The 20,591-nt window shown below is 67.1% G+C and carries 18 protein-coding genes and 2 tRNA genes; 12 read left to right on the top strand and 8 right to left on the bottom strand.

Going from position 1 to position 20,591, the window contains the following annotated elements; genetic code table 11:
* A complete protein-coding gene (locus tag AC3WSN_RS28245; protein ID WP_492542465.1) occupies nucleotides 1-429 on the bottom strand; it encodes a cupin domain-containing protein in 429 nt (142 codons plus the stop codon).
* Between the two features lie 98 nt (nucleotides 430-527).
* On the opposite strand from AC3WSN_RS28245, the gene AC3WSN_RS28240 reads away from it, so the two are divergent.
* Nucleotides 528-1,151, top strand: a complete 624-nt coding sequence (locus AC3WSN_RS28240; protein WP_492542464.1) for a ribonuclease D — start codon at nucleotides 528-530, stop codon at nucleotides 1,149-1,151.
* Between the two features lie 170 nt (nucleotides 1,152-1,321).
* On the opposite strand, the gene AC3WSN_RS28235 is transcribed toward AC3WSN_RS28240, so the two are convergent.
* Nucleotides 1,322-1,960 (bottom strand): VOC family protein, encoded by a 639-nt coding sequence (locus AC3WSN_RS28235; protein ID WP_492542462.1) that lies wholly within the window; start codon nucleotides 1,958-1,960, stop codon nucleotides 1,322-1,324.
* Between the two features lie 239 nt (nucleotides 1,961-2,199).
* Between AC3WSN_RS28235 and AC3WSN_RS28230 the strand changes: the two genes are divergently transcribed.
* Nucleotides 2,200-3,120 carry a methyltransferase domain-containing protein gene (locus AC3WSN_RS28230; protein WP_492542460.1) on the top strand — a complete coding sequence of 307 codons (921 nt, stop codon included), beginning with the start codon at nucleotides 2,200-2,202 and terminating at the stop codon, nucleotides 3,118-3,120.
* A gap of 97 nt (nucleotides 3,121-3,217) precedes the next feature.
* On the opposite strand, the gene glnA is transcribed toward AC3WSN_RS28230, so the two are convergent.
* Nucleotides 3,218-4,627, bottom strand: coding sequence for a type I glutamate--ammonia ligase (gene glnA, locus AC3WSN_RS28225; protein ID WP_192706492.1), 1,410 nt, complete (start codon nucleotides 4,625-4,627; stop codon nucleotides 3,218-3,220).
* A 337-nt stretch (nucleotides 4,628-4,964) separates the two neighbouring features.
* Here glnA and AC3WSN_RS28220 point away from each other — a divergent pair, with 337 nt between their 5' ends.
* The gene (locus AC3WSN_RS28220) at nucleotides 4,965-5,999 is read left to right on the top strand and encodes a glutamine synthetase beta-grasp domain-containing protein (RefSeq protein WP_192706491.1); all 1,035 of its coding nucleotides are present in this window, start codon (nucleotides 4,965-4,967) and stop codon (nucleotides 5,997-5,999) included.
* Between the two features lie 270 nt (nucleotides 6,000-6,269).
* Here the strand turns inward: AC3WSN_RS28220 and AC3WSN_RS28215 are convergent, their stop codons facing one another.
* Complete coding sequence (locus AC3WSN_RS28215; RefSeq protein WP_492542458.1) at nucleotides 6,270-6,449, bottom strand: DUF2735 domain-containing protein; 180 nt, start codon at nucleotides 6,447-6,449, stop codon at nucleotides 6,270-6,272.
* Nucleotides 6,450-6,634: 185 nt separating this feature from the next.
* Nucleotides 6,635-6,973 carry a P-II family nitrogen regulator gene (locus AC3WSN_RS28210; protein WP_003600526.1) on the bottom strand — a complete coding sequence of 113 codons (339 nt, stop codon included), beginning with the start codon at nucleotides 6,971-6,973 and terminating at the stop codon, nucleotides 6,635-6,637.
* 194 nt (nucleotides 6,974-7,167) lie between these two features.
* Between AC3WSN_RS28210 and AC3WSN_RS28205 the strand changes: the two genes are divergently transcribed.
* Entirely contained in the window at nucleotides 7,168-8,670 is a 1,503-nt protein-coding gene (locus AC3WSN_RS28205; protein ID WP_492543311.1) for an NAD(P)H-hydrate dehydratase, read from the top strand.
* A 4-nt stretch (nucleotides 8,671-8,674) separates the two neighbouring features.
* On the opposite strand, the gene AC3WSN_RS28200 is transcribed toward AC3WSN_RS28205, so the two are convergent.
* Complete coding sequence (locus AC3WSN_RS28200) at nucleotides 8,675-10,153, bottom strand: multicopper oxidase family protein (protein ID WP_492542456.1); 1,479 nt, start codon at nucleotides 10,151-10,153, stop codon at nucleotides 8,675-8,677.
* Nucleotides 10,154-10,301: 148 nt separating this feature from the next.
* On the opposite strand from AC3WSN_RS28200, the gene AC3WSN_RS28195 reads away from it, so the two are divergent.
* From AC3WSN_RS28195 to AC3WSN_RS28165, 7 genes are all read left to right on the top strand, one after another.
* A tRNA-Leu gene (locus AC3WSN_RS28195) sits at nucleotides 10,302-10,386 on the top strand.
* Nucleotides 10,387-10,518: 132 nt separating this feature from the next.
* On the top strand, nucleotides 10,519-11,928 hold the full coding sequence (tig, locus tag AC3WSN_RS28190; protein WP_492542454.1) for a trigger factor: 1,410 nt from the start codon (nucleotides 10,519-10,521) through the stop codon (nucleotides 11,926-11,928).
* A 124-nt stretch (nucleotides 11,929-12,052) separates the two neighbouring features.
* On the top strand, nucleotides 12,053-12,679 hold the full coding sequence (locus AC3WSN_RS28185; RefSeq protein WP_012322036.1) for an ATP-dependent Clp protease proteolytic subunit: 627 nt from the start codon (nucleotides 12,053-12,055) through the stop codon (nucleotides 12,677-12,679).
* Nucleotides 12,680-12,863: 184 nt separating this feature from the next.
* A complete protein-coding gene (gene clpX, locus AC3WSN_RS28180) occupies nucleotides 12,864-14,135 on the top strand; it encodes an ATP-dependent Clp protease ATP-binding subunit ClpX (protein ID WP_091712519.1) in 1,272 nt (423 codons plus the stop codon).
* A 246-nt stretch (nucleotides 14,136-14,381) separates the two neighbouring features.
* Nucleotides 14,382-16,808, top strand: a complete 2,427-nt coding sequence (gene lon, locus AC3WSN_RS28175) for an endopeptidase La (protein ID WP_192706487.1) — start codon at nucleotides 14,382-14,384, stop codon at nucleotides 16,806-16,808.
* Nucleotides 16,809-16,878: 70 nt separating this feature from the next.
* Nucleotides 16,879-17,601 carry an aspartate/glutamate racemase family protein gene (locus AC3WSN_RS28170; protein ID WP_492542451.1) on the top strand — a complete coding sequence of 241 codons (723 nt, stop codon included), beginning with the start codon at nucleotides 16,879-16,881 and terminating at the stop codon, nucleotides 17,599-17,601.
* 60 nt (nucleotides 17,602-17,661) lie between these two features.
* Nucleotides 17,662-17,737: transfer RNA gene (locus tag AC3WSN_RS28165), tRNA-Val, on the top strand.
* Between the two features lie 151 nt (nucleotides 17,738-17,888).
* Here the strand turns inward: AC3WSN_RS28165 and yddG are convergent.
* Nucleotides 17,889-18,800, bottom strand: a complete 912-nt coding sequence (gene yddG / locus AC3WSN_RS28160; protein ID WP_492542449.1) for an aromatic amino acid exporter YddG — start codon at nucleotides 18,798-18,800, stop codon at nucleotides 17,889-17,891.
* Nucleotides 18,801-18,899: 99 nt separating this feature from the next.
* Between yddG and AC3WSN_RS28155 the strand changes: the two genes are divergently transcribed.
* Nucleotides 18,900-20,126: a glycerophosphodiester phosphodiesterase family protein gene (locus AC3WSN_RS28155; RefSeq protein ID WP_492542447.1), complete on the top strand. Its 1,227-nt coding sequence runs from the start codon at nucleotides 18,900-18,902 to the stop codon at nucleotides 20,124-20,126.
* A 218-nt stretch (nucleotides 20,127-20,344) separates the two neighbouring features.
* Here AC3WSN_RS28155 and AC3WSN_RS28150 read toward each other — a convergent pair whose 3' ends face one another.
* Nucleotides 20,345-20,584 carry a hypothetical protein gene (locus AC3WSN_RS28150; protein WP_492542446.1) on the bottom strand — a complete coding sequence of 80 codons (240 nt, stop codon included), beginning with the start codon at nucleotides 20,582-20,584 and terminating at the stop codon, nucleotides 20,345-20,347.
* Nucleotides 20,585-20,591: the final 7 nt, after the last annotated feature.

Raw genomic sequence — 20,591 nt, 5'->3', positions numbered from 1 at the left:
CTATGCGCGCGGCGTCGGCCGCCAATCGGGCGCGGCCATCTCGAAGCCCGCGAAGTCGAAGCCCGGTGAGACCGTGCAGCCCACGAGCGTCCAGGCCCCGAGGCTGGTGGCCGTCTGCCAATGGCCGGCACGCACCACGCATTGCGGTCGCTGCCCGGCGGCGAGATCCGGCCCGAGATGTTGCGCGGCGGCGTCATGGCCGTTGGGGCTCGTGGTGATCACCAGCGGCGCGCCGGCATGCCAGTGCCAGATCTCGGTGGCGTCCACCCGGTGCCAGGCCGAGACCTCGCCGAGATCGAGCAGGAAATAGATCGCGGTTCCGACGGAGCGACCGTCCACGATCCTGGGGTCGCGAAAGGTCTCGCGGTAGTGGCCGCCTTCCGGATGGGGCTTCAGCCCCAGCATCGCGATCACCTCGGCCGCCGTCATGTCCGCCTCTCCGTCCTCGGGCCGGGCGCGAATTGCCTCGGGCTTGCCGGCACTTGGCACCGATGGTACCGGCCGAAAACCCTCAAGGTCTGAAAAACATGCCGAGCCCCACTGTACGCCTCCACCGCGGCGACCTGCCCGCCACCTACGACGCGGGTCGCGCGGTCGCCATCGACACCGAGACGCTCGGGCTCAATCCCCACCGCGACCGGCTCTGCGTGGTGCAGATCTCCACGGGTGACGGCACCGCCGACGTCGTACAGATCCCGCAGGCCGGCCCGGAGCCGGTCGTTCTCAAGCGCGTCCTGGCGGATCCGGACGTGCTGAAGATCTTCCACTTCGCCCGGTTCGACGTTGCGGTCCTGTACAAGGCCTTCGGGATCATGCCGCAGCCGGTCTACTGCACCAAGATCGCTTCGAAACTCGCCCGCACCTACACCGACCGGCACGGGCTCAAGGATGTGGTCCGCGAACTCGTCGGCGTCGATCTGTCCAAGCAGCAGCAATCCTCCGACTGGGGCGCCGAGAGCCTGTCTCAGGCGCAGCTCGACTACGCGGCCTCCGACGTGCTCCACCTCCACGCCGCCCGCGAGAGGCTCGACGCGATGCTGGCTCGCGAGGGCCGGACCGAGCTCGCCGCTTCCTGCTTCGCCTTCCTGCCGACCCGGGCGCGCCTAGACCTCGACGGCTGGCCCGAGACCGACATCTTCGCGCACACGTGACGTCGTTTCGGCGGGATCCGGCGCGATTCCCGTGCGGGGTGAGCCTTTCCTGCCACCGCATCGCGGAACGCCGCTGCTAGTTTGCCCGTGCCGCGGCTTTCGAGTCTCGGCCAGGCCCTCCTCGCCGGTCACTTTCCCGATCAGGCCGGCGAGGAGGGTCCGTCGACGCTTCAGGTCAGCGTCCGGACACCGGATGGTGTCGTGATCCGTGCGCTCCAGCGCGGGCCAGGACCTGCCACGACGGTCGGGGGAGCGGCGAGGCCGAGGGCGGCGTGAAGCTTCGCCACGCCGTCCGGCTCCGGATGCGTCAGGACGATGGCTTCGAGGCGGGCGCCGAGATCCGGCATAAAGGCGGCGGGGTTCCCGCGAGGCCCCCAATCCATCACGTACGGCGCGGCACCGCCCGCCGGCCAAGCCCCGTCCGGACGCACGCCGAAGCGCCACGACAGCGCGCCGCGGGTCATCGTGGCGGCCTGCCCGAGGAGGTCACCGTGGGCGGCGAGCACGCCGTCGAGCACGTCGGTGCGGGCGACGAACCCACGCAGCCGCCGGCCCGAATCCCAGTCCGCCCGTACCTGCGCGGCGTCGCCGAGGCCGAACCAGCGGGCGCGGGGCGGGACGGGTGCCTCCGGATCGACGGCGATCACCTCTAGGAACGTCGCCTCGCCGAGGCGCAGCAGGTGGTTGCGGGTGCCCATCTCGCGGTGGCGCCCGCCTTCCGGAATGCCGAGTCCGAGGCAGTCGCGGACATGCGCTACGCCCTTCGCAAGATCCGGCGCGACGACGACGAGGTGGTCGAGGGAGAGCATTTATAGATCAGGCCTCCAAGACGATTCGGCATTTAATCTTGCGCGAGTCTTACTGCATATAGTGCTGAAATCAGACAAAAGTATTCTGCGGATGTCTGTGCCGCCGCCGTGAAGAGGCATGTCTCATTGAGAACAACCGCGTCTCGCATAACCTGCGAAAGCTACGTATTATCGTAAAATTGTGCCGCCACACAAAAAGGCGGACGAATTGGCCCATACTGAACTCGGAAAATGCTTTAATGTCGGTGGAGTACGCGAAAAGTTCTCAACGTATACCAATAAAAATATGGCAAAATCCTCCGATTGTGCAAAATCCGCCCGCGGATAACGTCATAGTCGATATCATGCAGCGTTGGCAGCGCTATTCATCATCATTTATTGATCCTTCCGTCGCTCAAAACGACGACATGCATTTCAAATCTGATGATGGACTTGAAGAATATCTGAAGGTTGGCCGATCGGCGGTGAGAATCATTGCCGAGGCCATGCTGTTGGCGGGGCGGGGTGATTTTGGGTCTGTGCTCGACTTGCCCTGTGGCGGAGGACGCGTCACGCGGCATTTGACAAAATTCCTACCCGATAGCGAACTATTCGTGGCGGACATCGATCAAGAAAAAGAAAAATTTGTTATTGATAGATTTAACGTAAGAAAATTTTCTTTTCAGAAAGATTATGTAGGCATGTCAAGTCAAAAATTCGATCTGATATTTTGTGGATCATTGCTTACGCATTTCGACCGACCCATGTTTGATTGGGCCTTGAACTACTTCATAGAGGCGCTGAGCCCGTCGGGGCTCGCTGTCGTGACGCTCCATGGACGAAGCTGCGTCAGTCACGATCTGCTACAGTATAATCATGCTCATAGCTTGCGGAGGCAATATATTAGGCGACATCTCCTTAGGCACTTATTTATGAAATTTGAATACACAACTACGTTAGATCAGAAAAAGGCGATAAACAGGCATTTCATGCGTCGCGGCTTCGGCTATTTTTCTTGCCCGTTGTGGTCGCGGATGTACGGTCAAAGCTACGGTGGCTCCTACACAGCGCCGTCCTGGGCTATCAATCGAGTCGAGGCCCGAGCTGACTGCCGTATATTGGGCTACAAAGAAATGAGCTTTGCCGATTACCAAGACGTTCTGATTGTTCAGAAGATCTGAGATTGTCTGAGCCGTGAACCACGGTAGCCGAGCTATTTGCCAGACTCAGCGTCTTGACTATTAGAGGGGCCGAGCATCGCGCCCGGCCCCGCTCACCTCACAGCGAGTAGTACTGCACGAACTCGATCGGGTGCGGCGTCATCTCGTAGCGCAGCACCTCGGTCATCTTCAGCTCGATGAACGAGTCGATCTGGTCGTCAGAGAACACCCCGCCCTCCTTGAGGAAGGCCCGGTCCTTGTCGAGGCTGGTCAGCGCCTCGCGGAGCGAGCCGCACACGGTCGGGATCTTCTTCAGCTCCCGCGGCGGCAGCTCGTACAGATCCTTGTCCATGGCCGGGCCCGGGTCGATCTTGTTGCGGATGCCGTCGAGGCCGGCCATCAGCAGCGCCGAGAAGGCGAGGTAGGGGTTTGCCATCGGGTCGGGGAAGCGGACCTCGACGCGCTTGGCCTTCGGGCTCTTCGTCCACGGGATGCGGCAGGAGGCCGAGCGGTTGCGCGCCGAGTAGGCGAGCAGCACCGGCGCCTCGTAGCCCGGCACCAGGCGCTTGTACGAGTTGGTCGACGGGTTGGTGAAGGCGTTCAGCGCCTTGGCGTGCTTGATGATGCCGCCGATGTACCAGAGGCACTCCTGGGAGAGGCCGGCATACTTGTCGCCCGCGAAGACCGGCTTGCCGTCCTTCCAGATCGACTGGTGGACGTGCATGCCCGAGCCGTTGTCGCCGTAGACGGGCTTGGGCATGAAGGTCGCCGACTTGCCGTAGCTCTGCGCGACGTTGTGGATGCAGTACTTGTAGATCTGCATGTGGTCGGCGAGCAGGGTCAGCGTGTCGAACTTCATGCCGAGCTCGTGCTGGGCCGAGGCCACCTCGTGGTGGTGCTTCTCCACCTTCACGCCCATGGACTGCATGGCCGCGAGCATCTCGCCGCGCATGTCCTGCGCCGAATCCTGCGGCGGCACCGGGAAGTAGCCGCCCTTGGTCTGCACCCGGTGGCCGAGGTTGCCGCCCTCGTAATCCGTGAAGCCGTTGGTCGGCAGCTCGGTGGAATCGAGCTCGAAGCCGGTGCGGTACGGATCGGCGCCGAATTTCACGTCGTCGAACACGAAGAACTCGGCCTCGGGACCGACATAGATCGTGTCGCCGATGCCGGTCTGCTGCAGGTAGGCCTCGGCGCGCTTGGCGGTGCCGCGGGGGTCGCGGCCGTAGGGCTCACCGGTGGCCGGCTCCAGCACGTCGCAGACGATCGACATGGTCGCGGCCGAGAAGAACGGGTCCAGCGTGGCGGTCACCGGATCCGGCATCAGCAGCATGTCGGACTCGTTGATCGCCTTCCAACCGGCGATCGAGGAACCGTCGAACATGGTGCCCTCGTCGAAGATCTCCTCGTCGATGAGCGACACGTCGAACGTGACATGCTGCCACTTGCCGCGCGGGTCGGTGAACCGGAAGTCCACGTAGCGCACATCGTTGTCCCGGATCGTCTTCAGCACCTCGGCCGCAGTGGTCATCGTGGGCATCCTCCAGGGATCTTCGAAAAACGTCTCTCGTGGCGCACCCGCACGCGGTCAGGTGCGCAAGCAAGCGGGGCTTGATATCCGGCGCGGGCGTGCCTTGCCACCCGCCGGGAGCCGGAATCGGCTGTCGGATAGAACGATCGGCCCGCGATCCCGCGCGATCTCGAAAGCGTGATCGCGCACGAGCGTTTTTAGGGCATCGTTGTTCCCCGGCAATGGCCTGCCTGGCACGATCCATGCGAAGGCGGCCCCGGCCGTCTACGAGGCGGCAAGCCGTTCGCGTCTGCCCGGGTTGCCCAGGTCGCGCATTGATACGGACGAGAGAACCGGAATGACCAAATATAAGCTCGAGTACATATGGCTCGACGGGTACACGCCGACCCCGAATCTCCGCGGCAAGACGCAGATCAAGGAATTTGATAGCTTCCCGACCCTCGAGCAGCTCCCGATGTGGGGCTTCGACGGCTCGTCCACGAAGCAGGCCGAGGGCGGCAGCTCCGATTGCATGCTGAAGCCGGTGCGCCACTTCCCCGACCCGGCCCGCAAGAACGGCGTCCTGGTGATGTGCGAAGTGATGATGCCGGACGGCGTGACCCCGCACGAGTCCAACAAGCGTGCCACCATCCTGGACGATGCCGGCGCCTGGTTCGGCTTCGAGCAGGAGTACTTCCTGTACAAGGACGGCCGCCCGCTCGGCTTCCCGACCTCCGGCTACCCGGCGCCGCAGGGCCCGTACTACACCGGCGTCGGCTACTCCAACGTCGGCGACGTCGCCCGTAAGATCGTCGAGGAGCACCTCGACCTCTGCCTCGATGCCGGCATCAACCACGAGGGCATCAACGCCGAGGTCGCCAAGGGCCAGTGGGAATTCCAGATTTTCGGCAAGGGCTCCAAGAAGGCCGCCGACGAGATGTGGATGGCCCGCTACCTCCTGCAGCGCCTCTGCGAGAAGTACGGCATCGACGTGGAGTACCACTGCAAGCCGCTCGGCGACACCGACTGGAACGGCTCGGGCATGCACTGCAACTTCTCGACTGCCTTCATGCGCGAGCACGGCGGGAAGGCGTACTTCGAGAAGCTCATGGAGGCGTTCAAGAACGCCCGCGAGGAGCACATCGCCGTCTACGGCCCGGACAACCACATGCGCCTGACCGGCAAGCACGAGACCGCCTCGATCCACGAGTTCTCGTACGGCGTGGCCGACCGCGGCGCCTCGATCCGCGTGCCCCACTCCTTCGTCAACAACGGCTACAAGGGCTACCTGGAGGATCGCCGTCCGAACTCGCAGGGCGACCCCTACCAGATCGCCTCGCAGGTGCTGAAGACGATCGCTTCCGTGCCGACCGAGGCCGCTGCAGCCGCGTAAGACGCAGGGGGAGCCCTGAGCTTCCCGGTGTCATCAACGAAGCCGGGCCCTCGGGTCCGGCTTCGCCGTTTCTGGGACGGTCAATTATGTGGCCGACGGGAGGGCGGCCGCGACCCGCGCCGTCATTTTGGGACGCCGCAGGTGAACCCGGAACCTAGAACCGCCGCAGGTGCAAAGTCTTGCTTCATCGGCGCGTCTGGATCCCGGGCTCCGCTGCCCGGACCCGGGATGACGCCGGGGCTTGCAGCGCGGACGGCGCGCTGTCCGATGTCACGGCCGCCGCGGGCGCTCGTCCTCGCGGATGGCGGCCTCGTGGTACCACGCGCCGCCGCCGAAGCTCGGCACCGGCACTGGCTTCGCCTCCACGACGGCGCGGGGCGTCGCCCGTGCGCGCCGGAACGCGGACAGATCGTAGATCTTGGCGGTTTCGCGCGGGTCCATGGCGGCCATCGCACATCCTCCTCAACGGGTTCAAGCGGCCGATCAGGCCGGCCGTTCCCGATGATGTGGGGTGCGGAAGACGGCGCTCCAGAGCCAGAGACGCCATTGCCGGACATTCGCGCAGTGCGAAATCTTAGGCAGACGTCGCGCGGCCGGCTGCCGCCTGCAGTGCCGGGACCACAGGCGGAGGCGCGTCAGATCGCGTCGGTACCGGTCTCGCCGGTGCGGATGCGGATCGCTTCCTCGATCGTCGAGACGAAGATCTTGCCGTCGCCGATGCGCCCGGTCTGCGCCGATTTGCGGATCGCTTCCACGGCACCCTCGACGAGGGCATCGGACAGGACGATCTCGAGCTTCACCTTGGGCAGGAAATCGACCACATACTCGGCGCCCCGGTAGAGCTCCGTGTGGCCCTTCTGACGGCCGAAACCCTTCGCCTCGATGACGGTGATGCCCTGGAGACCGACCTCCTGGAGCGCCTCCTTCACCTCGTCGAGCTTGAAAGGCTTGATGATCGCTTCGATCTTCTTCATGCCGCTCGGGCCTGCGCTGCGGTGCGTGGCATTTCTAACATCCTCGTGACGCCTTCGCCATGCCGTTTTCGCGGCGTGTTCGACCATAGTGCCCATTTCGTGTGCGTTTCACGCACATCCTTCGGGCACTTCCCAGGATCCTGGCGCGGTTTTAGTCAGAGCTGATCGGCACACGGGCAGAGGCGGAGATGGATATGCATGTGCTGACGGTCGCGGCAATGAGGCAGGTCGATACCGCGGCGATCGACGGCGGTGTGCCGGGTCTTACGTTGATGGAGGCGGCCGGTGCGGCCGTAGCCGATCGCGCCCGGGCTCGGCTGCCGGCGGGCGGCCGCGCCGTCGTTCTATGCGGGCCGGGCAATAACGGCGGCGACGGCTTCGTGGCCGCGCGCCTGCTGGCCGAGGCGGGCTACGCCGTCGAACTCTTCTGTCTTGGCGAGGCCTCGAAGCTGACGGGAGATGCCGCCCAGGCGGCCAAGGCCTGGACGGGGCCGGTGCAGGCGCCCGATGGCGGCGCGCTGCCGTCCTGCGATCTCGTGATCGACGCCCTGTTCGGGGCCGGCCTGTCGCGCGACCTCGACGGTTCCGCCCGCGCGCTCGTCGAGACGGTGAACGCTTCCGGGACCCCGGTGCTCGCCGTCGATGTGCCGAGCGGGGTCGACGGCGATACCGGCGCGGTGCGCGGCGCTGCCATCCAAGCGGTGGAGACCGTGACCTTCGTGACCTTCAAACCGGGGCATCTGCTTCAGCCGGGCCGTGGCCTCTGCGGCCAGCTCAGCCTCGCGGATATCGGGACCGGCCCGGAGGCCTTGGCGGCCGGTCTCGCCGCCTGTCCGCGCCTCCATCGGAACGGGCCCGGCCTGTGGATCCGGGATTTTCCGCGGCTCACCGGAGCCAGCCACAAATACACCCGCGGCCACGCCCTGGTGCTGTCGGGGCCGGCCACCAAGACCGGGGCGGCCCGTTTGGCCGCCCGCGGCGCCCTGCGGGTCGGCGCCGGGCTCGTCACGATCGCGTCGCCGACCGCGGCGCTTGCCGAGAACGCCGCCCATCTTACGGCGATCATGCTGCGGCCCTGCGAGAGCGCCGACGACCTCGACGACTTGCTCACCGACGAGCGCCTGAACGTGATCCTGGCGGGGCCGGGGCTCGGCACCGGCGAGCCGACTCGCGAGCGCGTCGCCGTGGCGGCGGCGGCCGGGCGCGGTCTCGTCCTTGACGCCGACGCGCTGACGAGCTTCGCCGGGCAGGCGCCGCTGCTGGCCGCCCATCTCGCCGACGGGGATGCGCGGGCTGTGCTGACACCGCATGCCGGCGAGTTCGCGCGGCTGTTCGAGAACACGGACGCGATGGCGGAGGGCACCGACAAAGTCGCGCGGACCCGTGCCGCGGCCGAACTCACCGGCGCAGTGGTGGTCTTCAAGGGCGCCGACACGGTGATCGCGGCTCCCGATGGGCGCGCGGCGATCAACGATCACGGCAGCCCCTATCTCGGGACCGCGGGATCCGGAGACGTGCTGGGCGGCCTGATCGCCGGCCTGCTGGCGCAGGGCCTGGAGCCCTTCGCGGCTGCCGCGGCCGGCGTCTGGCTCCACGGGGATGCCGGCCTCAGCCACGGTCCGGGCCTGATCGCCGAGGACATCCCCGAGCTGATGCCGGCGGTGCTGCGCGACCTCGTCGCGTCGATCGGAGACTGATCGCTCAGGTGACCTCGAACATCGTCCAGAGGCCGGTGTCGAACCGCTCCAGCACCGTGGCGCTGATCAGCCAGCGCCCCGGGTTGTCCGCCAGGAAACCGATCCGGGCTGTCCGGCCCTCCAGAAGCTGGAACGTGTCGAGCCAGTAGGGCTCCCAGCCATCGTCGAGAGGGTGCAGGAGGCGGAAGCAGTGGCCGTGCAGGTGAAGGGCCTGCGGGAAGCCGGACTCGTTGCGCAGGGCCAAGACAACGACCTGGCCGCGCTTCACCGAGAAGATTGGCTGGAGGCCGACGGCGCCGCTCACGCCGTTCACCGACCAGATCTTCTGCGGGTCGCCGGTGTAGACGGGATCGGGTGCGGCGCCGTCCTTGGTCCCGTCCTTGGTCTTCGGCACGAAGGCGCCGCCGGTGATCACCACGTCGCGGCGCAGGGCATTCTGCAGCTTGATCTCGGCCGGCAGGCGCTTGTTCTCGCCGATCGGTCCGATCGGCGCACGCTTCTCGGTGATCCTGGCCCCCTTGGTGGTGACACTCGCGAGCGTCAGGCCTTTCCCGATCAGCGCCTCGATCGTGCACCGGGCGCCCTCCTCCTCCGGCAGATCGACCATCAGGTCGTAGCGGGTGCCGGGCGGGAACGGCAGGGTGGCCCGCAGCGGCTCGAACGTGTCGGTGGGCTGCCCGTCGACGGCCGCCACGTAGACCTTCACGCCCTCAAACTTTATGCGTGTTGCCCGGGCGTTGCAGGCATTGCCGAGCCGCAGGCGGACCCGGGAGCCCGGCCGGGCCTCGAAGGCGCCCGGCACTGGCTTGCCATTGACCGTGACGAGGTTGCCGAGCCGGCCATAAGCGGCCGCGAGCGCCGTCTGCCCGAAGGCCATCAGCGTGCCGTCGTCCTGGAGTCGCCAGTCCTGCAGGACAACGCTGACATCGGCGTCGACGGCGGGCGGGTTCGCCTCCTCGACGACCAGCATGCCCGCGAGCCCGCGGCCCGACGGCTCGCTCGCCCCGCCGACGATCAGGGGCCGGATCAGGTAGGAGCCGGCATCCGGCGGCGTGAAACTGTAGAGGAAGTCGCCGCCCGGCGGGATCGGAGCCTGGGTCACCCCGCCGACGCCGTCCATGGCGTTGATATTGCGCACGCCGTGCCAGTGCAGCGACAGCGGCTTGTCGGTCCGGTTCTCGACCTTGAGACGCACCGCCTGCCCGAGCTTCACACGGACGACGGGCGGCAGGGCCTTGCCGTCGAAGCACCAGACCGGAATCTCGGGCGCGGGCTCCGGCCTGAACCGCGCCTTGCCGGGCGCCGCTTGCAGAACGGCGGGTTCCGATTGAGCGGCGGCCGGCGTATCCGGCGCAGCCCCCGGCGCCTGGGCCCGCACCGCCTCTGGGGCGAGTCCGAAGGCGGCCGCGGCCGCGATCAGGGTCCGTCGCGACGGCCCACCGGCGTGCGAATCGGTCGGCGGCACGGGGCGGGATGGCGGCATGGGAACTCGGCTGCGGCTCGCGACGGGCCCGCTCCTTAGCGGCGTGCGGGCTTGCGCGCCACAGGGACAAGTTTTTTGCTGCGGGCCGGCTGGCCCATGCTATAGGGCGCGCTTCCGGCGGCCGGCGATGCGCCGGATGTCGGCGCGCGCGGGCGTGGCGGAACTGGTAGACGCGCTGGATTTAGGTTCCAGTGTCGCAAGACGTGGGGGTTCGAGCCCCTCCGCCCGCACCAGGACGTCTCCTGAGGGTGCGGTCCCAGCGGACCGCCCTGTCTTCGTACCCGACGTCTCGGCATCCCGAACCGCGTGAGCACGATGCCGGCCCGGCCGGCGACCCCAGGTTTCTTTGAAGAGCGACGACGACGATGCAGGTGACCGAGATCAACGCCCAGGGGCTGAAGCGCGAGTTTCAGGTTCTGCTGGCCGCCCAGGAACTCGAGGAGCGCCTGACCAACGAGCTATCCGGCATGAAGGACAAGGTGCAGCTCAAGGGCTTCCGCCCGGGCAAGGTGCCGGTCGCGCACCTGCGCAAGGTCTATGGCCGCTCGGTGATGGCCGAGGTGGTGCAGAACGCCGTCAACGAGGCGAACCGCCAGATCGTCACCGATAACGGCCTCAAGCTCGCCCTCGAGCCGCAGGTCGAGTTCCCGACCGACCAAGCTGAGGTCGAGAAGGCGCTGGACGCCAAGGGCGATCTCGCCTTCAAGGTCGCCCTGGAGGTGATGCCGAGCTTCGAGCTCGCCGACCTCTCCGACGTCAGCCTGACCAAGTTCGTCGCCAAGCCCTCCGATGAGGAGGTGAACGACGCCCTCGAGCGCATGGCCGGCCAGAGCCGTCCGTTCGCCGAGCGCGACGAGGGTGCCGAGGCGCAGAGCGGCGACCGCGTCACCATCGACTTCGTCGGCCGCATCGACGGCGAGGAGTTCCAGGGCGGCAAGGGCGAGGGCATCGACCTGGAGCTCGGTTCCGGCTCGTTCATCCCGGGCTTCGAGGACCAGCTTGTCGGCGCCAAGGTCGGCGACAAGCGGCTCGTGAAGGTTACATTCCCGGAGGCCTACGGGGCCGAGAACCTCGCCGGGAAGGATGCCGAGTTCGACGTGACGGTCACGAAGATCCAGGCGCCGGGCGAGGCCAAGATCGACGACGAGCTCGCCAAGTCGATGGGTATGGAGTCGCTGGAGAAGCTCCGCGAGGCCGTATCCGAGGCGATCGGGCGCGATTTCGAGGCCGCCACGCGCCGCCGCCTCAAGAAGGACCTCCTCGACGCCCTGGACGGCAAGTACGCCTTCGAGCTGCCCCCATCCCTGGTGGCGCAGGAATTCGCCGCCGTGTGGGCCCAGGTCGAGCAGGATCTCAAGACCCGCGGCAAGACCTTCGCGGACGAGGACACCACCGAGGAGAAGGCCCAGGCCGAGTACAGGAAGATCGCGGAACGGCGCGTCCGTCTCGGTCTCGTGCTTGCGCAGGTCGGCGAGAGCGCCGATATCAAGGTCTCGGATGACGAGGTGAACCAGGCCCTCATCGCCCGGGTCCGGCAGTTCCCGGGCCAGGAGCAGCAGGTCTGGGACTTCTACCGGAAGAATGCACAGGCGCTCGCGGAACTCCGCGCGCCCCTGTTCGAGGAGAAGGTCGTTGACCACGTCCTCGGGCAGGTCAAACTCGTCGAGGAGCCCGTCTCGAAAGAGGCGCTTTTCGCGGACGAGGATGAGGACGACACGACCGGCGAGAAGCCGGCAGACAAGGCCGGGGCCGAGACCGAGCCCAAGGCCGACTGAGTCCCGCTCTGTCCCAGGACGGCGGGCAAGGGTTAGGCGATGGTTAAGCATCGCCGGTGTTCGCTGACATGTCCGGGGCTGCCCTGATTCGCGGCAGCTCCGGGCCTCACTTGGGCAGGACGAGATGAGAGATCCGATCGACGTCTACAACAACGCGCTCGTGCCGATGGTCGTCGAGCAATCGAGCCGCGGCGAGCGCGCCTTCGACATCTACTCCCGCCTGCTGCGCGAGCGCATCATCTTCCTCACCGGCCCCGTGGAGGATTACGGTGCGTCGCTGATCGTGGCGCAGCTGCTGTTCCTCGAGGCGGAGAACCCGAAGAAGGAAATTTCCTTCTACATCAACTCCCCCGGCGGCGTGGTCACCTCGGGCCTGTCGATCTACGACACGATGCAGTTCATCCGCTGCCCGGTGACGACCCTCTGCGTCGGCCAGGCCGCCTCGATGGGCTCGCTGCTGCTGACCGCCGGCGAGCCCGGCCACCGCTTCGCCCTGCCGAACGCCCGGATCATGGTCCACCAGCCATCGGGCGGCTTCCAGGGTCAGGCGACCGACATCCTGATCCACGCCCGCGAGATCGAGGCGCTGAAGCGGCGCCTGAACGAGATCTACGTGAAGCACACGGGCCGCGACTATGACACGATCCACACGGCTTTGGAGCGCGACAACTTCATGACCGCCGACGCGGCCAAGGAGTTCGGGCTTATCGACGAGGTGATCGAGAAGCGTCCCGAGCCGGCTGCCGCCTGAGCGGCATGCGGCGCCTGACCGCCGCGGCGCGGCCTTGATCCCGCCGCGGCAGCGTGTTTGCATCCGAGATTGGGCCCTTCGGTCAAACGCGCGCAGCACACTGTTTCTTTAAACGGGCCCCCTACATTCATGCGATGCGCGTCCGCCCCTAGCCGGCTGCGGATGCGAGCAATCGGAGACCGATATGAGCAAGACTGGCGGCAACGACTCGAAGAGCACGCTGTATTGCTCGTTCTGCGGCAAGAGCCAGCACGAGGTCCGCAAGCTGATCGCCGGCCCGACGGTGTTCATCTGCGACGAGTGCGTCGAGCTGTGCATGGACATCATCCGCGAGGAGTCGAAATCCTCGCTGGTGAAGAGCCGCGACGGCGTGCCGACCCCCAAGGAGATCCGCCGCGTCCTCGACGACTACGTCATCGGCCAGGACTTCGCCAAGAAGGTCCTCTCGGTCGCGGTGCACAACCACTACAAGCGGCTCGCCCACGCGACGAAGCACAACGACGTCGAGCTGGCCAAGTCCAACATCATGCTGATCGGGCCGACCGGCTCGGGCAAGACCCTGCTCGCGCAGACGCTCGCCCGGATCCTCGACGTGCCGTTCACCATGGCGGACGCCACGACCCTCACCGAGGCCGGCTATGTCGGTGAGGACGTCGAGAACATCATCCTCAAGCTGCTCCAGGCCTCGGACTACAACGTCGAGCGGGCCCAGCGCGGCATCGTCTACATCGACGAGATCGACAAGATCTCGCGTAAGTCCGACAACCCGTCGATCACCCGCGACGTGTCGGGCGAGGGCGTGCAGCAGGCGCTCCTGAAGATCATGGAGGGCACGGTCGCCTCCGTCCCGCCCCAGGGCGGCCGGAAGCACCCGCAGCAGGAATTCCTGCAGGTCGACACCACCAACATCCTGTTCATCTGCGGCGGCGCCTTCGCGGGGCTGGAGCGGATCATCTCTCAGCGCGGCAAGGGCACCTCGATCGGCTTCGGCGCGACCGTGCAGGCCCCGGACGACCGCCGCACCGGCGAGATCTTCCGCTCGGTCGAGCCGGAGGACCTGCTGAAGTTCGGCCTCATCCCCGAGTTCGTCGGCCGCCTGCCGGTCCTGGCGACGCTGGAGGATCTCGACGAGGCCGCGCTGAAGAAGATCCTGCAGGAGCCGAAGAACGCCCTGGTCAAGCAATACCAGCGGCTGTTCGAGATGGAGAACGTCGACCTGACCTTCCAGGACGATGCCCTGTCGCTCGTCGCCCGCAAGGCGATCGAGCGGAAGACCGGTGCTCGCGGCCTGCGTTCGATCCTGGAGACGATCCTTCTCGACACGATGTACGACCTGCCGGGCCTTGAGTCCGTGGAGCAGGTTGTGATCGGTCCGGAGGTGGTCGAGGGCAAATCGCGCCCGCTCTACATCCACGGCGACCGCAACAAGGACGCGCCCGCCAGTGTCAGCGCCTAAGCGCTTGGTAGGGTTGCATTAAGCGCCCGGCTCCGGCCGGGCGCGCTGCGGGGAACATCTTGAAAACGCTGCGCCCCGCAGCCACCTCAGGCTCAGCGCGGTGGCCGCACGCTCCTTCGAGGTTCGGTCCGCGTCGCCAGCCGCAAAGTTAGCGAAATCCGACCCTCGCGGCCCGGTCGGCCCCTGGCTGTAGGCGCGCTCCGTGCATGGAGGCGCCGAACCCGGGCGTCCTGAGAGGAAGTCAGCATGTCACAGTCGAAATCGCGCCAGCCGGTGGTCCCGGGTTCGACGGGCTCATACGCCGTCCTCCCCCTGCGCGACATCGTCGTCTTCCCGCACATGATCGTCCCCCTGTTCGTGGGCCGCGAGAAGTCGATCCGCGCCCTCGAGGAGGCGGTCCGTACAGATCGCCATATCCTGCTCGCCACGCAGATCAACGCGGGCGACGACGACCCGGCGACCGATGCGATCTACAAGATCGGCACTCTCGCCTCCGTGCTCCAGCTCCTGAAGCTGCCCGACGGCACCGTGAAGGTGCTGGTCGAGGGCGTCGGCCGGGCGAAGGTCACGGGCTTCACCCGCTCGGACGAGTATTATGAGGCTACCGCGGAAGCCCTGCACGACGAGCTCGGCGATCGCGTCGAGGCCGAGGCGCTCGCGCGCTCCGTGCTCTCGGAGTTCGAGAATTACGTCAAGCTGAACAAGAAGATCTCGCCCGAGGTCGTCTCCGCCGTGACCCAGATCGACGAGCCGTCCAAGCTCGCCGACACGATCGGCTCGCACCTGCTCGTCAAGATCTCCGACAAGCAGGGCATCCTGGAGACGCCCACGGTGGCGCAGCGCCTCGAGCGCGTGCTGTCGCTGATGGAGAGCGAGATCTCCGTGCTCCAGGTGGAGAAGCGCATCCGGACCCGCGTGAAGCGGCAGATGGAGAAGACCCAGCGCGAGTACTACCTGAACGAGCAGATGAAGGCGATCCAGAAGGAGCTGGGCGACTCCGAGGATGGCCGCGACGAACTGGCCGAGCTCGAGGAGAAGATCGAGAAGACCAAGTTCACCAAGGAAGCCCGTGACAAGGCGACGGCCGAGCTGAAGAAGCTGCGCCAGATGTCGCCGATGTCGGCCGAGGCGACTGTTGTGCGCAACTACCTCGACTGGATGCTCGGCATCCCGTGGGGGAAGCGCTCGAAGATCAAGAAGGACCTGCTCGGCGCCCAGGCGCTGCTCGACGAGGACCATTTCGGCCTCGACAAGGTGAAGGAGCGGATCGTCGAGTACCTCGCCGTGCAGCAGCGGGCGAACAAGCTCACCGGCCCGATCCTGTGCCTCGTCGGCCCCCCCGGCGTCGGCAAGACCTCGCTTGGCAAGTCCATCGCCAAGGCGACGGGTCGCGAGTTCGTCCGGATGTCGCTCGGCGGCGTACGTGACGAGGCCGAGATCCGCGGTCACCGCCGGACCTATATCGGCTCGATGCCCGGCAAGATCGTGCAGTCGATGCGCAAGGCCAAGACCTCGAACCCGCTCATCCTGCTCGACGAGATCGACAAGATGGGCATGGATTTCCGCGGCGATCCGTCGGCGGCGCTCCTCGAGGTGCTCGACCCTGAGCAGAACAGCACCTTCAACGACCACTACCTGGAGGTGGATTACGACCTCTCGAACGTGATGTTCGTGACCACGGCCAACACCCTCAACATCCCGGGCCCGCTCATGGACCGGATGGAGGTGATCCGGATCGCCGGCTACACCGAGGAGGAGAAGGTCGAGATCGCGCGCAAGCACCTGATCCCGAATGCCCTGAAGAAGCATGGCCTCGGGACGCACGAGTGGTCGATCGACGACGACGGGCTGATGATGCTGGTCCGCCGCTACACGCGGGAAGCCGGCGTCCGCAACCTGGAGCGCGAGCTGTCCAACCTGATCCGCAAGGCGGTGAAGGAGATCCTGATCACCAAAACCAAGTCGATCGCGGTGACGCCGGAGAACCTCCCCGTCTTCCTCGGCCCGCCGAAGTTCCGCTACGGCGAGATCGATGCGGACGATCAGGTCGGTGTGGTCACGGGTCTGGCCTGGACCGAGGTCGGCGGCGAGTTGCTGACGATCGAAGGCGTCATGATGCCCGGCAAGGGCAAGATGACGGTCACCGGAAACCTGAAGGACGTGATGAAGGAGTCGATCTCGGCGGCGGCGAGCTACGTCCGCTCCCGGGCCATCGACTTCGGCATCGAGCCGCCGCTCTTCGAGCGCCGTGACATCCACGTCCACGTTCCGGAGGGGGCGACCCCGAAGGACGGTCCGTCGGCCGGTATCGCCATGGCCACCGCGATCATCTCGACGCTGACCGGGATCCCGGTCCGTCGCGACGTCGCGATGACCGGCGAGGTGACGCTCCGTGGTCGGGTTCTGCCGATCGGCGGCCTGAAGGAGAAGCTGCTCGCGGCGCTGCGCGGCGGCATCAAGACGGTGTTGATCCCCGAGGAGAACGCCAAGGACATCGCCGAGGTGCCCGACAGCGTGAAGAACGGCCTGGAGATCATCCCGGTCTCGCGGATGGACCAGGTGCTGGAAAAGGCGCTGGTCCGCCAGCCCGAGGCGATCGAGTGGGAAGAGCCGCTGCCGGTGGCCAAGCCCGCCCGGACCGAGGAAGACGGTGCCGCCTTCGTGGCGCACTGATCCATCGGGTCGAATGAGACAAGCCCCCGGAGCTTCGCGCGCCGGGGGCTTTTTTATGCGCGGAGGTCGGATGCGCATCCTGCTGATCAACCCGAACACCAGCGCGCACGTCACCGACCTCGTCGCCGGCCATGTCCGCACGCAGCTCGACGGCCGGGCGGAGTTGCGCGCCGTCACCGGCCGCTTCGGAGTCCGCTACATCGCGAGCCGGGCCGCCGCGGCGATCGCAGGCCACGCGGCCCTCGACGCCCTCGCGAAGCACGGGGCCGACTGCGACGCCGTCTATCTGGCCTGCTTCGGCGATCCCGGATTGTTGGCGCTGCGGGAGCTGTCACGGGTGCCGGTGGTCGGCATGGCGGAGGCCTCCTGCCGCGAGGCCGCCGCGCGGGGCGGTTTCGGCATCGTCACCGGCGGCGCAGCCTGGGAACCGATGCTGCGGGAGTTCGTGGCGGCCCTCGGCCTGTCCGACGCCCTTGCAGCGCTCCGAACCGTGGCTCCGAGCGGCGGCGCCATCGCCAGCGACCCGGACGCGGCGCTGGCGATGCTGGTCGAGGCCTGCCGCGCCTGCGTAGCGTCGGGATCCGAGACGGTCATCCTGGGCGGTGCCGGTCTTGCCGGGCTGGCGACGCGGATCGCTCCGCAGGTCCCTGTTCCGATAATCTGCTCGGTCGAGGCGGGGACCCGCGCGGTTCTGGCGGCAGCGGGCAGATCCGACTCGGCTTCGTTCAAGCCGGACCCGGTCGAAAGCGTCGGCCTGGCACCAGCCCTGGCGGCGCGGCTGATGGATTCCTGACGCGGATCCGGAATGCGGACCTTGCACCGAACCGGCGCCATGCCGTAACGGTCGCCGTCCGGGCGGTTAGCTCAGTTGGTAGAGCGTCTCCTTTACACGGAGAGGGTCGGGGGTTCGAGTCCCTCACCGCCCACCAGACAATGTATCGGTCTCATGCGATCCCGATGACCGCGCCTCCTCGCATGCAGGTCGGTCGCGGCTGAATCTGTGGCTCAGCCGGGGTCGGTGATCGGCCCCGGTAACCGCCCTGAGGCCACCTGGCCAACGCGACCTCTCGGCAACGGATGCTAGCCTCTTGGCGCGGCCCAGGACGCTCGCACCGCCGCGAGCGCCCCGGCCACGATAAGCAAGCAGGCGAGCGCCAGCGCAGGGCCGGGCTTGGCATAGCCGGCCGCCACCAGGATCAGCGTCGAGAGGACCGGCGCCGCATAGGCCGCGACGCCGAGAAGCCGGACGTCGCCGCGCTTGCAGCCGATATCCCAGAGGTAGAAGGCGGCGCCGACCGGCCCGAGGCCGAGCAGCAGCACCGCACTCCACTGAACCGCATCGACCGGCCAGACCGTCGCCTCGACGGCTCGATGGCATGCGAGGCTGAGCGCGGCGGTCGCGAAGCAGAAGCCCACGACCGCATCGGTCGGAACGGCCCCGACCCGGGCTGAGAGTACCGAATAGCCGGCCCAGACGAAGGCGGCAGCCAGGGCCGCCGCGTAGCCCGGCAGCGCCCCCGTGGCGAAGCCGAGTTCGCCGCGGCCTGCAAAGAGAGCCGCGACGCCGGCAAGCCCCAGCGCGGCGCCGGCGAGGTGGCCCGGCTGCAGGCCGCCCGATCCCGGCAGGCGGGCCGAGAACAGGACGATCAGCAGCGGCCAGAGATAGTTGATCAGCCCGGCCTCGGCCGGCGGCGCGAGGCGCAAGGCGCTGAAGTAAAGGGCGTGATAGCCGAACAGGCCGCCCACCCCGAGCATCCAGACCGGCCAGGGCTGGAGGAGCGCGCGGGCGCGCGCCGGTCGGGCGATCCAGGGCAGGCCGCCGCACAGGCCGCTGACCAGGAAGGTCATGGCGGCGAGCTGGAACGGCGGCACCGCGCCGGAGGCCGCGGTGAACAGCGCGAGCAGCGACCAGAGCAGGATGGCGCCGAAGCCCGCGAGGGTCGCGGCCGAACGTGGCGCGCGGCGGGACAGGGATGACGCGGTTTCACGCATGCGCCGCGGCTATCACGCGGATCCCGAATCGGCGAGACGTGCGGTCATGTGCCTGTCATTGGGGCGTCCTACCGGCGGGCAGGGATAGGGAGAGCGGTGATGCGTGCGATTGCAGCCGGGCTGGCGTTGATCCTCGCAGGCGTTCCGGCACAGGCGGGAGACGCCGCCCAGCTCGGACCGCGGCCGTTCTACCTCGTCGATCAGTTGAAGCCCGGCCCGCTGAAGGACACGCTCGCCGCCTGCGGGACCGACCGCACCTACACGCCTCGGACCTTCTCGATCTCGCATCGAGGCGCACCCTTGATGTTCCCGGAGCATACCCGCGAGGGCCTGTTCGCCGCCGACCGCATGGGCGCCGGCATCATTGAGTGCGACGTCGCCTTCACCAAGGACCGCCAGCTCGTCTGCCGCCACAGCCAGTGCGACCTGCACACGACCACCGACATCCTGGCCCGGCCGAACCTCGCGGCGAAATGCACGCAGGGCTTCCAGCCCGCGGACCCCGCGACCGGGCGCAAGGCCTCCGCCAAGTGCTGCACCAGCGATCTAACGCTCGACGAGTTCAAGTCGCTCAACGGCAAGATGGACGCGGCCGATCCGGACGCCACCACGGTGTCCGCCTACATGAACGCGACGCCCCGCTGGCGGACCGATCTCTACGCCAGCAAAGGGACCTTGATGTCCCACAAGGAGTACCTCGCGCTGGTGAAGGGCATGGGCCGCAAGTTCACCCCCGAGTTGAAGGCACCGCAGGTCACGATGCCGTTCGAGGGCACCTATAGCCAGGACATGTACGCCCAGCAGTTGATCGATGAGTATCGGGAGGCCGGCATCCCGTCCTCCGACGTCTATCCCCAGAGCTTCCAGCTGCGCGACATCCTCTATTGGCTGGAGAAGGATCCGGATTTTGGCCGTCAGGCGATCTTCCTCGACGACCGCGACGAGACCGTCAAAGGGTTCGACCCCGAGAAGCCGGCAACTTGGACCCCCGGCATGTCGGAGCTTGCGGCCAAGGGCGTCCGGATCCTGGCACCGCCGCTGTGGATGCTGGTCCGGCCCGGGCCGGAGGGCGCGATCGAGCCCTCGACCTATGCCCGGGAGGCGAAGAAGGCCGGGCTCGGCCTGATCGCCTGGTCGCTGGAACGCTCGGGCCCGCTGAAGGACGGCGGTGGCTATTACTACCAGTCGATCAAGCCGGTGGTGACCGGGGATGGCGACATCCTGCGGCTCCTCGACGTGCTGCACAGGCAGGTCGGCGTCATGGGCGTGTTCTCCGACTGGCCGGCCACCACGACGTTCTACGCCAACTGCGTGGGCGCGCCGTAGGGGCGCCGCTCAGTCGGCCCACAGGGCGACGAGCGAGAAGAGACCGGCCATCGCGAAGTTGACGATGAGGATGCCGGTGATGATCAGAGCAAGCGTCATGGTAGCCTCAGCGGCGGGGCGTTGTGCCGGGAAGGGATTGAGGAGCGACGCGGCGGTCAGACCCGCGCCGCCCGGGATGGCCCCGCGGATCGTCCGCGCGGGCCGAGTTTGGCGTCGCCTCAGGGCGGGCTGATCACCCGGACGAGGTCGAACAGGTAGTCGCCATCCAGCGGCTTCCAGCCCAGCGACCGCCGGACCAGGGCGTAGCCGCCGCAGAGCAGGGTGGCGCTGGCGACGACAGCCAGCATGAACCACGCGATGTCCCGGGTGCCGAACCCGACCGCGATGCTGAACAGGGCCGTCGTCACGAAGATGATTTTGCTTGGGTCGCGCGGGCCGCGCGTCGTCACGTCAGACATGGGAACC

The organism is Methylobacterium sp. FW102-HT35C08 (assembly GCF_058790235.1).
Note: the sequence above shows the minus strand (reverse complement) of the source record. Positions and strands in the feature narration are given on the sequence as shown.